Raw genomic sequence first — 13678 nt, 5'->3', positions numbered from 1 at the left:
GCCGGTTATCTCCAACGTTTTCTTTCGAGCACCTGTATGCTTAATACGATAAATACGATGGCTAGCGTCACATAAAAGAGAATGTCAGCAAAATTCAACACGCCCTTTTGGAGATTATTCCCTCTCGCAACGATAGAGAAAATGCTCAGATATTCTTTGGCCCGACCGGTAGCAACGGTGTCTCCCAGCCAATCAATCGTCCAAAGTACAAGCAGCATCCCAATACCAGCCAAGCCGGACAGCATCTGATGGGAAGAAAGCGCCGAAGCAAAAAGTCCTACCGCCATCATCGCCGCTCCCAGCAGGAACATGCTTAGGAAAGATAGCCACAGTACAGGCTGATCCAGTTGACCGTACGAGCTCATTATGAGCGGGTACAGCAAGCACCCCCCGACCAGAAGCAATTGAACGACTAATGCGGCCATATATTTGCCGACAATAATTTCCGTAATGCTGACCGGTGAAGTTAGTAACAGCTCATCGGTGCCCTGCCGAAGCTCGTCGGATACAAGGCGCATCGTTAAGAACGGAATCACCAACAGATACAAGAAGCTGACCGGGCTGGTGACCATACGAACGTCGATCATCATGGAATATAAAAAGTTAGAGCTGAACATATACCCTACGATAAGGAAAAAGAACGCAAACGCCGCATAGGAGGTCGGCGAGTAAAAATACATTTGCAGCTCTTTTCTGCAAATCGCCCAAGTTCTACGCATTCGGGGTCTCCTCCTCCTCTTGAGCTGCCGCTGATTCATCATCCGAAGCAGCTATCGCTTCATTGGTCGTCAGCTTGAGGAAAATATCCTCAAGGCTCAAGCTTTCTTTCTTCATCGCGAGGATCGGATACCTTAGCTCCGCCATGCGGTAGAAGAGCTCTTCGCGAATGTCCGCGTTATCCTTCGCGGACACAAGCACTTTCACGGTCGGCTCGACCGTGACGGTTGGTGCAGGCTCAGCCTGCGAGGCCTCCGCGCCCGCGTCTTGCTCGGGCGCAGCCGGGGTTTCCGCTGTCTGCACAGCGGCAGCGGCTTCTTCCGCCAGCGGTTTTACGCTGGCGATGATAGGCATGCCGCGCAGCTCGGCCAGTACGGCCTGGCGCGGCCCTTTGACTTCGAGCGATACCTCGAATCGCTCGCCCATCGATTGGGCCAGCTGATCGGGATGGCCGTCCATCACGATGCGCCCTTGGTTGATGATCAATACGCGGTTGCACAGCGTGTTGATCTCCGGCAAAATGTGCGTGCTCAGCAGCACCGTGTGATTTTCACCAAGCTCTCGGATCAATTGGCGAATTTCAATGATTTGCTTCGGATCAAGACCCGAAGTCGGCTCGTCCAGCACAAGCAAGTCCGGATTGTGCAGAATAGCCTGCGCCAATCCCATCCGCTGCTTGTACCCTTTGGACAGTCCGCGAATAATTTGGCGTTCGCGGCCTTGCAGCCCCAATCGCTCAATAACTTCGCCAATGCGCTTCTTCTGTTCTCTTCCCGGTATCCCGCGCAAATCAGCAATGAACTGCAGATAGGCTTCTACTGTCATTTCCGGATATAACGGCGGTGTTTCCGGTAAATACCCGATCTTCTGTCTTGCTTTCTTCGGATGATTGGCCATGGATAATCCATCGATCGTAATTGAACCCATTGTAGGATTCAAATACCCTGTGATCATCCGCATCGTGGTTGTTTTCCCTGCGCCGTTCGGTCCTAAAAAACCGACGATCTCGCCACGGCTCATGGAAAAATCGATGTTGTGGACCCCTCTTTGGTTCTCGTACAGTTTGCTAACCTGCTTTACCTCAAGCACGCATGAAACCCTCCATTCGAAACGAAATATGCGCCTACTTAAGCCATGTCCATAATTACAATTGCTTAACCTCCAACAATATACAAATAAAACAATAATACCAGCTTAAACCAATCTGAAAATTAGCTTAAAAATATGTGTCTAAATTGTGACGAACAAAAAAAGACCTATCCATAGGGATACGTCCGTAATGTTGCATGCTTGTTTCTTTTATGAATTAAACCATTGTTCAACCGCCGCTGTCGTTAACAAATAGGATGATTGCTTCACGCGCAGCATCGCACAGCAACCTTTACGATATTTCTTCTAAAGACTTCAGTCTTCGCATCAACGTGTATTCATCGGGATATATCATCAAGTTCTGTGTAATTCCGATCAGACGAAAAAGCCTCTCATACTGCTCCGATAAGCCATACGCAAAGGTCTGATAGCCGCCCTCCTTGCCGCACTGCGCCAACCGGATTAACATTGTGATCCCGGAGCTGTGGATGGAGCTCATCTCGCTGAAATTCAAAATAAGCGTATGTCTCCCCTCCCCCAAACCTTGGCTCCAAACACGGCTTTGGAGATACCGTTCTTCCGCATGCTTATCTACCGCTCCTGCAAAATCAACAATAAGGGCTTGACCATCCATTCTTATTCTTAAGCTCATCCTGCTCCAGACACCCCCTGATTCCCTAAACCTGCACATTAATGGAGAAAAGACGAAGTATCCATATCCAAACTCGGGTCTACACCGAATTCGTCCATACATATCCTTTCCCACTTGCGATAATAATTTAACGCATCCTGCTTGCGGGAATTTGACACATACAGCTCAATTATCCCCTGATACGCCTGCTCCTGGGCCGGGCATAACGCAATCCATTCCTTATAATAGGCTTCGGATTGTTCAAATTGGGACTGGTCGCTTGCTTGCCTCGCAAGTCTCTTGAGTGCCACTTCCTGCTTGTCCTGTAGAGAGCTTCTGCGAAGCTCAAGCCAATCGGCATAACGAATTTCAGGCACAAGTTCCCCGTACATGACTATAGCCTGTTTATACAGCTCAATTGCCTTGGTCCGGTGGCTATCCCACACCAGGTCTCCTTCTCGAAGCAACGCTTCATACTGCTCTAAATCCGTCGCCTTGATAAACTGCTCCTGAAGACGAACTAGGCCTTCTTTTAAAATAACCGCTTGCTCAAACCCCAACTCTTTGTTCAACGTCTGCTTTAACTGATGTACAATGACATACAGCTGATTAGCCATTTTATCCGCGTACATAGAACCAAATAAATCCTCCATTACCTGTTCTTTTGTAGCGGAGAATTGATGCTGCATTAATAAATAAGTCAGTAGCTCGAAAGCTTTTTTTCTCTTCCAATTCAAGTCCTGCTTTTCGACCGAGCCTTGAACAAACTTCATTTTTCCAAATAAATGAATAGTCCAACAGCCCGCGCTCAAGGTTTCGCGCTTCTGTTCTTCTTGTTGTAACAATAGCAGATGCCTAGGATGTCTCGTTATATCGGCAACTGCTTGGATACTTTTCCAATATTCGCTGGCATGACGATGATTTCTTTCAAGTCTCGCCGATGCATACAACAGGCAGTACGTTTCGAAACGAATGAACATATCACTGCCATACTGCTTCAAAATGTCCTGTAGCTGTCCTTGCTCTTGTTCGGTTAAAGAGGTACCTTTGGCAAGAGCACCCTGAAGCTCGCTCAATAAGCATCGGGTTCCATGCTCATAAGGCAATACCTGTTGATCAATTTGCCGAAGCAACCGACAGGCGCTTTCCCAATCTCCATGGTTTATATAGTCAATTCCCTGCATAGCAAGATAATAAGGCTCCCACTGCTTGTCCAGTCTTACTTGCTGCTCCATGAACAAAAGAAGAGAACCCGCTTCCTGCTCGGACAAAGACATGTTTCCTGACGAAAAAATCTCCAATCCCGTTTGCACAGCTTCTCGCAGCTGCCCTTGGCGAATAAACGCATCCTTGGCTGCCATTACGTAATGTTTCTCTTTTCCGTAATCGCCAACTAAATAAGCCCCTTGTGCCAAAGCCACTAATGATCTGCCTTCAAGCTCATCGGGATCACGAGCCCATTGCTCCTTCAAAAAAACAAGTACTGTCTCCGCGTCCCGGAGCTCACCCAGTCTTAAGTTAATGATAGCTAACAATGAGAGCGCCGAATTCAGTTTTTGCGTATAGGTTTGTTGGGCAAAGCCTCTTACAGCTAACTCTGACAAAGAGCGCGCCTCTGTTAACTTCCCGTCATGTAAATAACGTTCAGCTTGCCATTCCAATAATACGGACGACTCCTGCAGCATACGCCTCGGAATCTGATCTAATACAGCGGCATCCAATGCTTCTCCATTAAATACTCTGCATTCCATTGTGAAAATGAGCTGTTTATAATCCTGAGGACTTAATTCGAATATAGTTCTCGGGTCCATGTTTATCACTCTCTCAAAAAATAAATAGTTCTTAGGACTTGTAATATCAATTCGACAGGTTATTAGTTATTCCTTCTTAATTTATTTGAATTTGTAAAATTATTGAAAATAAAAAAGAGAGGTTGTCCTCTCTCTACTTCTCCAAATCTGCGAGCAGGTTTTCAAGCTCTTCGCGACCTTTACTCTCTTGAGGAGTCTTTTGCAAATACGTTTTTAGTGCTTGTGCTGCTTGCTGCCGGTTATTTTGTTTAACATAAGCCAAGGCGATAAATCGATATGCTTCAACATACTCCGCATCGTTAATCAAAGGCTGTAGTACTTCAATGGCTTGAGCATTGTCACCCTTTAAATATAACAATTGGCCCTTTTTGAAGAGCAGCTCCTTATACTTGGGATCCTGCCCCAATCCATTGTTAATAGCCGTTAAGGCATCATCATATTTTTGCTGGAGCATGTATATGCCCGTTATGTTGTTATAAGCTTCTTTTAAGTGAGGGGACTTCTGAACAGCCTTTAGATAATAGGCCAGTGCATTGTCTTGATTAGACTGCAGCCGTTCTATATTCCCCATTGCAAAATCGTACTTACCTTCTCCTGGCTCCTTTGCCAGTCCCGCTTCCAGCTTCTTTCTAGCAGCATCGAGCTTACCCTGTTGAATTAAGGTCATAGCGTCTATGTACTCTTGTCCATTGGCAACCGCAGTCTTAGCCGGTTTTATTATAGATGGGTAAATAAACCAGGCAGCAACGATAAGAAGAATAGGAAGTAAGATAAGTGCTAGTTTATTTTGAGTCATTGGTGCCCTCCCATTGTGTTTTAACTGTATTGTGGCGGGAGAAGAAAAAAGAGTCAACCCTAAGGTTGACTCGAATATTGAGTAAGTATAAGATCAATTGGCTTGATAGTATAAACCTGATTATCTAAAGTCTTCTCCAACCCGGTTATGCTATAAACGTTATTCGTTACGGTTAGATCTTTAGTCGGGAATACAAGGTACACGCTCTCGTATACAGATGCCTGAACGTTTTGTCCGTTAATTTTTACTTTTTCAGCATTAAGAACACCAGAGAATGAATATCCAATAGCAACATCACTAAACTTCACAATAATATAGTCAGTTTTAGCGTCAATTGGAGCCTTAAACGAATTTTCCGCTAATCTATTAAATGGACCATATACTGTTCCTGTGACTGTCGCGATTCCGCTAGATACACTTACTAAATTAGTAGAATAAACAGAATAGACAACCGAAGATACAGATGCAGGCGGAGCAGAAACAGTGTAGCTGAATGTAGATACGTTACTGTCTAGCATTCCTGCTTTAACTGCGATTGCTTTAATAGTTACATTTGAAGTAATCGTAATTGGAGCAGTATACAAAATGCTTGCTGTAGTAGGCGTAGTACTATCAACTGTATAGTATACCGCTGCATCCACAGTTGTAGATTTAAGATAAATCTCTTTACCCACAACTACTTCACCGGAAGGAAGACTAGCTGTTGGAGCTGCTACTTGCTCTTTCACTTCGCCGCTAAGAGCTTTAACAATAACTTGGAACGTCTTAGTTACACTCAGACCATTTTGTGCAAGAGTTGCAGTCAATGTGACTACTGCATCCGGTTGTCCCTCTGCAGGGCGAGTAACTTTACCCATCAATCCGTTTGCATCGCCTTTTTCAATCGAAATTACATCACCATTGGAAGATGTCCATGTAATAGTATTGCCTACACTGGATTGTGTACTTAACCAAACGTTAGATGTTACTGCACCTGCAGAATCTCCGTTATAGAAGTAAACCTCCAGGTATTGCTTGTCGTAATCCAATGCCTTATTGACAGCTGCTTTCAAATCTTGAATCAGCTTACTTGCTGCCATAAAATCACTGTAGTTAGTGATATCTGTTTTAAGAACACCTGCATTTAAAGCATTGTTTACAGCAATGGCTACAGTATGGATAAGGTTCTCGGTTTCAACACTATATTCATTGAATTGACCGATGGTTGCGATAGCCTCGATAGCCGCTTTCTTCAATCCATCTTTAAGCGTATCGGAGAAACTTACTGTTACACCTTCAGCCACTTTGAGTTCGATCCCGCTAAGTTTAGCAGCATCGCCTGCCAAAGTGATGTTCGCATTAATCTCAATGCTTTGAATGTTGGAAGTTGCTCCAACCGTCAATGTAGCGCCTGCCGCTGCTTCGGAAACAGTTACGGATTTAACCGCGCCTGCACCATTCAATTCAACAGAAGCTTTTGGAGCTGTAATAGTGATGGCATTTAATGTCGCTTTTGCATCTGTCGTTACTTTTGCATTAGCTCCAATTTCCAAAGTACCTACTGTAGTAGCTCCGCCACTCAAAGTAGGCAGAAGCTGAATATCCGCATTTGGCGCCGTTACCTTCACATTGCCGATATTGCCTTTCAATGCAACGGTTTTGCCAGCCGCTTCAGGACCTACGGTTACGTTACCAAGAGTTCCTGCAGTAGCTTCCAGAATAACCTGAGAGTAAACACTAGTAGTTACAACGCTAGTACCATCCAAAGTTTCAATTCTTACTTTTTTGTTTTGGTTTGGTGCATTTACTTTTAAAGATGTAATTTTTGATTTAGAAAACTTAACCGATTGATCGCTACCGGAAAGAACTTCAATGTTAGCAGCCGAAATATTTTTCAGCGTTACTTCACCGTTCTCACCTGGGTTGATCGTTAACGTACCTGTAATAGTCGTCGTTGTACCGTCAGCAGGACCAAATGTTCCTGTTTGTCCTAACGTCAAGTTAGCATAAGTACCGCCTTGGTTCAGCAATTGGCCTACAGTAATATTGTCGTGTCTGCCACTGCTGCTACCACCACCGCCGCCGCCAACAGATGCGCTAGCACCGGTAATGGTTTTACCTGTGTCTTTGCCTTTGTAGCTCAGCTTGTATACAGTACCTGCTGTTTGAGCACTAGTCGTTAGAACAACGATTTTCTTGCTATCTTTCTTAAGCTCTGCAGCGGAAACCGTCAAACCGTTATCAAATGTGAAATCGGCTTTATTCGGAGCGCTAACTTCTTCGTTGAACGTAACTTCAACCGTTACATTGCTCACAACGGAAACGGAACTGATAGGACCCTCTACACCTTTGGATGCAGCAAGCTCATTCGCTTTGGCTACATACTTGTCTTTGTTTGCTTTAAATTCATAAGCAAGACGTGCCAATGCTTGACGCTCTGCATTGTCCTTAGGAGCAAATTTCAAGGAACCGTCCTTGTTCTCCAAGCCGTTAACGAATCCAACATTGAAAGCCAGAGAAACATGCGCTTGAGCCCAGCTGGAAACTTCCTTCAGATCGGATAGCTTCGCATCAGCCGTTAGCTTCTTAGCGGTTTCCTCCAATTTCATTGCGCGTACGAAAAATACGACAAGCTCTTCGCGTGTCACTTTCGCATCTGGAGCAAAAGTAGTGTCTGATGTTCCTTGCGTAATACCGGATTCAACTAAAGCACCGACGAAACCTCTGTACCAGCTGCTTTTGTCCACATCCTTGAAAGCTGCGGCTTTATCAGAGTTTTCTTTAAGTCCAAGTGATAATACGATAATTTTCGCCAATTCTGCGCGAGTCATCGCTTTACGAGGTTGGAACGTTCCGTCCTCATAACCAGAGATGATTCCGGAATCGACTAATGATTGAATTTCCTTTTGGGCGTAAGAATCAGCTACGTCCTTGAACTGCACTGTTGTCGCGCCGAAAGCCATAGCAGGCATCAGCATGCTGAACAACATAGCAAAAACAAGAAGAGCGCTCATCTTACTGCGTCCTTGTTTGTCAAACATGGTTTCTCCTCCTATAAAATTATCAATGAACAAATTTGTGCCATTCGACCTATCCCTATACAGAATATGGTAATAGCACCTGGAATATTGTACTATATCGACCCTTACAAATATCTTACAAAATTCGCTGATTTAGTTCTTTTTTCTCATGGATTCACTTATTTTTTGTCAGGTTATGTTCTTATTTCAATTAATATAGAAAAAAAGAACGAAAAGTAGACCAATAGCACATAACGGTCTCTATTCATTCTAAAAGACACTGCAGACTTCATATACGTGATCGAATCATATCCTTACGCCGATACACACTGAACATAATTCCCATCGCGGCCATCTCGGCAAGCAAATGGCTTCCTCCATAGCTAAGAAACGGGAGAGAAATACCCCCTAATATAGGAAGTAAACCAAGTGACATACCAAGATTCCACGTAAACTGCAAGGCAAGCATGGCTGCTAAACCGCTGGTGATCATTTTTCCGTAGCGATCTCTCACATTCGCAATAACATGAAGCATTTGAACTGCAAACAATACGGCACAAACTACAATCCCCATACCCGTAAGCCAGCCTAAGCTGTACACCAAATAAGTAAACAGATTGTCCGTATGGATTTCTGGGAGCCTCACATTGGATACACCCAAGCCATGTCCCCACCAACCTGCAGAACGGATGGATTGATTGATTTGTACATATGTATACCCAGCCCCATTAGGGTCTGCATAAGGATTCCAAAAAGCAGACAGACGATCCAGGGCATATCTCGATATACTGAAAATCGATGAAAAAGCAGCCAAAAGCATCATTACCGGAGGTAGGAGAACCCGCCAACTCTTTGTTGCAGAGTACAATAGAATCATATAAGAACAGACATATAACAAAAGCGAAGATATCGATGGACCCAGCATATACAGAAATGACGGTACGATCAGGAGCAGCAGATGCTGCTTCCATCTAGAACGTTGTCTTGAATCCATACTGTACAATAGGCCAGCCGCTGCAATAATAAACAAGTAAATACTGGTCGTCATCCAATCCAATGAAAAATAGGGACCGAACACAATGTAAGCCTTCATTCCGTTAATTTGTCTACCGAATAGAACCACACCTACCGAAATCACTGCTGTACCTATGAATATCATCCATGAATAACGCAGCATTCGACGATAATCGAAGAACTGCAGCGCAAGCATAACGGCAAGTCCGATACCGGAGAACATTAATTTTAATAATAGAAAAGGAATGGATGATTGGACGCGTTTCCCCTCCGCATAACTCAGCTCAACCGCATACATAGCAACGAATGAAATAAGAAGCAATACCGCAACCCAACCGATAAGTCCCCAAGGAATACGAGGTTTATGTACCTTATTCAACTCCGCGCCCACAGTCGATGGCTCCCCCATCTGACTCACTGCCCAGCGGGTCGCTTCCTCCTCGTTACTGCCTTCCCCACGCTTTAAGCTAACCAGCTCTTCCAGATGATCTGCTATTTCCTGCCGTATGTCTTTATGCAGCTCTCTCGCTCTGACCTGTCGAACGACCGAGGCCAAATAATCATCGATGACCGGATGGTTGTCCTTTTTGATCATCCTTGTCCCTCCCCCAATACACGATCCACCGCATTGCGAAACAACCGCCATTCCTGTTTCTTTTCTTTCAGCTGCTTCCTCCCGCTATCCGTTATTTTGTAATATTTTCTTTTGCGTCCGTCAGCTTCATGCCAATAGGCGTCCACCCACTGCTCCGCCTCCATTCCATGAAGAATGGGATACAATGTCCCTTCCTTCAATAAAAAGGTTCCGTCTGAGCTGCGCTCTAGCTCCTTGATTAATTCATAACCATACCGATCCTGTCTTTCCAGCAAGGTGAGGATCAATGTTCCCGTACTTCCCTTCAGCAATTCTTTGTTGACACTACTCATGGTATGAAAGGCACCTCCAGTTTTCATCATATCTTGCTTGTCAGTTAATACTTAGCTTATCTATGCATAGTAAATCTAGGTATATAATAACAAAATCAGCTGGCATATTCAATTCAATCAAAAAACAGCCGGTATATAAGGAATTCACCTTAAATACCGACTGCCTATACAACAAAAAGTTTATTTCACCAGTTGTCCACGGGTTACGCCGAGCTGGTTCGTCGCTTTGAGCGTCTTCCAAACCTGCGTTCCGCTGATGGTACCTTGCAGAGAACGTTGATACAAATCTATAACCTCGAGCACTTTCTCTGGTGTTTCCTCCAAAAACTCTACTCGGAAGGTGGACACACCAAGATCCATGAAATTGCGCACATATTCTGCACCGGATTGCTCAATCGCATTGTATACCGTATTCCGGCAGCCTTCGTCCACGCGAACCGGATGGGACATGCCCACACGGTCCTGCAGCGATACACTGTGATCCTCACAAGGACGACCGCAGTTTGTATAGTCGGTTCCTTCACTCAGGAACGTACAGTAAACACAGTGCTCTGTATGGAACATTGGCATATGCTGATGGATAACAACCTCCATCTTGGATGTGTCGGCTACCTGCAGCAAATCAACCATTTGCTGAATGTTCAAATCGTATGACGGCGTCACTCGGCTTAAACCCGCATCCAAGAACAATGCAGCCGTCTTATGATTAGCAATATTTAAGGAAAAGTCTCCGATTAGCTCCGGATGGCGCTCATTCGGATGCTCCATGCGCTGCTTCATATAATAGTAGACAGCACCCGTATTGCGCACCAGAACAGCGTCAGGCTGTAAATTGGTGATGTTTTTGAAATAGCCGGTTTCTCCCGGCATATGAATCCGCGGTGTGGCTAGCGCAATGCGCTTCCCGGCTGCCCGTGCCGCTTCTACCGCAGCTGGAAATTGCTTAATAAATTCAAAGTCGGCATATACCATATCCACATTGGTCCGCAGCGCCGCACGTACCTGGTCAAGATTACGGCACAATGCAGTCAGGCGCGGAGCCGTTGGAGCCTCCTGCTTGGATGGAGCATCTGACAACACTTCAACTGGACGCTTGATATACTGACGCGGGTTCTGACGAAGCGATTCCAGCTGTTCCACAGCGCGGCGGCGCATGCCGTTCAGCTCGCGCATCGGTACGATCAACGCGCCATTAAGCTGCACATCGAGCTGGCCAAGCTCGAAGATCGTTCCACCCAGACGGCCGAATTGATCTTCGAACAGGGCTGCATCCATCGGGCGCTTCTCTGCCTGTACAAGTGGCAGCTCGGACTCAATAGACACGGTATGGCCAGTTAACTCATCAGTCCATTCGCTCTGCAATAATCCGCCAAGCGTACCTGTTACTTTGATAGACACCGGAAAAGTACGGTAAGGCTTGTCGGTCTCGAAGGACTGACGAAGCCGCTTGTCCAAATGCGGATCATTCGTTTTCCAAATCCGATCCCCTACATGCAGACGGTTCAGGTTCACATCGTTACGACCTGGGATAATCTCAATCAACCCGCCTGGCGCTTCGCCTTCTACCTTTATACCTTTACGGCGGATATCATAGACTCGTCCGCCTTCTTCTTTTTTCGTAGGATCTCCGGCATCGAAACAAATACCGTCACCGCGTTTAACAGGTGCCTCCAGCTCGCAAACAACGCCATCGCGCAAAATCTGTTTAACGCGCCCCAAATATACGCCGCGGCTCTTCGGATAAGTTCCCTCAACCAGCTTCTTGTTGTTCGTTCCTTTCAGGAAGCCGTAGGTAAAACCGCGCGAGAAGCTCTGCTCAAGCTCCCGCAGCTCTTCCTTGGTCGGCTTGGCGTTCCCATCTTCAAAATAACGGTCGATAGCCTTGCGGTATTTGCTCACTACGTTAGCTACATATTCAGGGCTTTTTAATCGCCCTTCAATTTTGAAGGAGGTCACACCCGCTTCAATCAATTCCGGTACGAGCTCGAGTGCCGCCAGATCTTTAGGTGATAGAAGATACGCAATATCGCCCATCGGCTTTTGCTCTCCGTCCACCATCAAATCGTACGGCAAACGACAGGCTTGCGCGCATTCTCCGCGGTTCGCCGACCGGCCTCCCCACATCTCTGAGGTTAAGCATTGACCGGAATAAGACACGCAGAGTGCTCCATGGACAAAAACCTCCATAGGAAGCTTGGCTTGGTCTCCGATTTTTTTAATCTGTTTCAGATTGTTTTCACGGCCCAGTACGACCCGTTCAATGTCGAATGGTTTGGTAAATTCAACCGCCTCGGGCGAGGTTATCGTCATTTGTGTAGATCCATGAATCGGAAAATCCGGCGAAATATCACGAATCATTTTCACCAATCCCAAATCCTGTACAATAACGGCATCAACACCTGCATCGACACAGGCTTCAATCAGCTTTCTAGCATCGTCAAGCTCATCCTCGAATACGAGAATATTAAACGTCAAAAACCCTTTGACCCCGTACAAATGTAGAAAAGACATAATATCCGGCAGTTCATCCGTAACAAAATTATTTGCTCTTGCACGTGCATTAAATTTCTCTACACCAAAAAACACTGCGTCCGCCCCATTAGCGACAGCCGCACGTAAACAATCCCAATCTCCAGCAGGCGCCAACAGCTCAATATCTGATTTTTTCAAGCTCATATTATATTCATTCCTCCGAATGCTATTTCCGCGTCTTCATTTTATCGATTCAACTATATAGTGTACCAGAAACGGAGGCTATAAAGCTAACAAAACCAGCAAATGGCAGAGGAAAACGACATTCTATTTTTTAACAAGTGTCTCCCATTATGTCATAACTAAACAATTCGTCTACCAAAATAACAACTATTTTAAAAGCCAACCGGCTGTAAATACCAGAATACCTATAACAGCAATAAATATCTCGGTCCATACTACAGAGCGCTTCATCAACCAAACAGCGGACAAATTGAACAGGCTGTGTACTGGAATCATAACAATCAGCAGTAGTGGGTGATGCGCTAATAGCAGCGTCGCCCCAATATGAAACAAGCTAGCAGATAATCGCTCAACAGCTCCCCACAGCGGATGAACATTCCCTGTTCCCTGCGCCGCCAATAGCGCTTGCGCCTGCTTCGCCTTCTCGTCCGTACGTGACATCAAAGAAAGTGTAGCAAAGCCAGAGACGATAGCATATACAACCTCAATTGCGGCCCAGCCCTGTCCTGCGGATAATGCCCATGGCATCGAAGCGGTGGCCAGCCATAGCAACACTAGACGAACGCTCTCCTCCAGCACACCGGATGATGCTACTATAATGGTTTGTGCCTTTGACTTAGGTAGTTTCATTGAGAGTGCGGCTACTGGCCCCCTTAGCATTAGAGCAACCAACCAGCCTAGCGCTCCTAACCCAAAGCCGCTCCATTCGATACCATATCCACTGCCCCATATGAAAATTAACGCTAGCAGGACTGGTACCGCAACATAAAAAGGAAGCGCCGCAAAAAACCGTTTTTTTATAGTACGAATATCGGGATGATGTCGATGATCATTCATCTGAACGTTCACTCCAATCTCTCCTTAAAAATATTATCATTATTGATAATGATAATATAATATTTACCTCGCTAAGTCAATTGAAAAGCTCTTAAAGCTTCGTGTACCAACCTTTAAGACAGGATATCGGACCTGCCGACAA

General features: G+C 45.5%; 10 protein-coding genes. All 10 read right to left on the bottom strand.

Features of this window, described 5'->3' with window-relative positions; genetic code table 11:
• Positions 1-5: 5 nt before the first annotated feature.
• The 10 genes from BP97_RS0122040 to BP97_RS0121995 all read right to left on the bottom strand — a co-directional run bounded on the left by BP97_RS0122040 (position 6) and on the right by BP97_RS0121995 (position 13548).
• Positions 6-719 carry an ABC transporter permease subunit gene (locus BP97_RS0122040; RefSeq protein WP_028551054.1) on the bottom strand — a complete coding sequence of 238 codons (714 nt, stop codon included), beginning with the start codon at positions 717-719 and terminating at the stop codon, positions 6-8.
• A complete protein-coding gene (locus BP97_RS0122035) occupies positions 712-1806 on the bottom strand; it encodes an ABC transporter ATP-binding protein (protein WP_036746332.1) in 1095 nt (364 codons plus the stop codon). Before BP97_RS0122035 ends, BP97_RS0122040 begins: the two co-directional genes overlap by 8 nt.
• A gap of 292 nt (positions 1807-2098) precedes the next feature.
• Positions 2099-2458, bottom strand: a complete 360-nt coding sequence (locus BP97_RS0122030) for an STAS domain-containing protein (protein WP_051620862.1) — start codon at positions 2456-2458, stop codon at positions 2099-2101.
• 38 nt (positions 2459-2496) lie between these two features.
• Positions 2497-4248 carry an AfsR/SARP family transcriptional regulator gene (locus BP97_RS0122025; protein WP_028551051.1) on the bottom strand — a complete coding sequence of 584 codons (1752 nt, stop codon included), beginning with the start codon at positions 4246-4248 and terminating at the stop codon, positions 2497-2499.
• Positions 4249-4381: 133 nt separating this feature from the next.
• Positions 4382-5044 (bottom strand): tetratricopeptide repeat protein, encoded by a 663-nt coding sequence (locus tag BP97_RS0122020; protein ID WP_028551050.1) that lies wholly within the window; start codon positions 5042-5044, stop codon positions 4382-4384.
• Positions 5045-5103: 59 nt separating this feature from the next.
• Positions 5104-8064: an S-layer homology domain-containing protein gene (locus tag BP97_RS0122015; RefSeq protein WP_028551049.1), complete on the bottom strand. Its 2961-nt coding sequence runs from the start codon at positions 8062-8064 to the stop codon at positions 5104-5106.
• 268 nt (positions 8065-8332) lie between these two features.
• Positions 8333-9652: an FtsW/RodA/SpoVE family cell cycle protein gene (locus tag BP97_RS0122010; protein WP_028551048.1), complete on the bottom strand. Its 1320-nt coding sequence runs from the start codon at positions 9650-9652 to the stop codon at positions 8333-8335.
• Positions 9649-9984 (bottom strand): PadR family transcriptional regulator, encoded by a 336-nt coding sequence (locus BP97_RS0122005; protein ID WP_028551047.1) that lies wholly within the window; start codon positions 9982-9984, stop codon positions 9649-9651. The genes BP97_RS0122010 and BP97_RS0122005 overlap by 4 nt, the downstream gene beginning before the upstream one ends.
• A 180-nt stretch (positions 9985-10164) precedes the next feature.
• Positions 10165-12660, bottom strand: coding sequence for a U32 family peptidase (locus tag BP97_RS0122000; RefSeq protein ID WP_028551046.1), 2496 nt, complete (start codon positions 12658-12660; stop codon positions 10165-10167).
• 186 nt (positions 12661-12846) lie between these two features.
• Positions 12847-13548 carry a hypothetical protein gene (locus BP97_RS0121995; protein WP_231506363.1) on the bottom strand — a complete coding sequence of 234 codons (702 nt, stop codon included), beginning with the start codon at positions 13546-13548 and terminating at the stop codon, positions 12847-12849.
• Positions 13549-13678: the final 130 nt, after the last annotated feature.

It is taken from the genome of Paenibacillus sp. UNC451MF (genome assembly GCF_000686845.1).
In the GTDB taxonomy this organism is placed as follows: domain Bacteria; phylum Bacillota; class Bacilli; order Paenibacillales; family NBRC-103111; genus Paenibacillus_S.
The sequence above is the reverse complement of the archived record's forward strand: the minus strand, read 5'-3'. Positions and strand labels throughout refer to the sequence as shown.